Origin of the sequence: Pseudomonas sp. SWRI18 (assembly GCF_014268345.1) — a bacterium.
Taxonomy (GTDB): domain Bacteria; phylum Pseudomonadota; class Gammaproteobacteria; order Pseudomonadales; family Pseudomonadaceae; genus Aquipseudomonas; species Aquipseudomonas cedrina.
In genome coordinates, this window is sequence record NZ_JACCQQ010000065.1 from 1 (window position 1) to 263 (window position 263).

A 263-nucleotide genomic window follows, 5' to 3' on the forward strand; every position below is an offset into this window, starting at 1 on the left:
ACAAAATTGGTGGGTCTGGGCAGATTCGAACTGCCGACCTCACCCTTATCAGGGGTGCGCTCTAACCAACTGAGCTACAGACCCAATTTCGAGCTGCTAAGGCCGACCTCACCCTGCTCTTTACCACAGAGCATGGGGTGCGCTCTAACCAACTAAGCTACAACCCTATTTAGGCTGCTTCTTATCGTCTTCTTCAATGAATCAAGCAATTCGTGTGGGAACTTATGGAGCAGCTGATGTCGTCGATTAAGGAGGTGATCCAG

1 tRNA gene is annotated in these 263 nt (G+C 50.2%); it reads right to left on the minus strand.

Annotated elements, in window-relative coordinates:
• Nucleotides 1-7: 7 nt before the first annotated feature.
• Nucleotides 8-84, minus strand: a tRNA-Ile gene (locus tag H0Z09_RS27215).
• Between the last annotated feature and the right edge of the window lie 179 nt (nucleotides 85-263).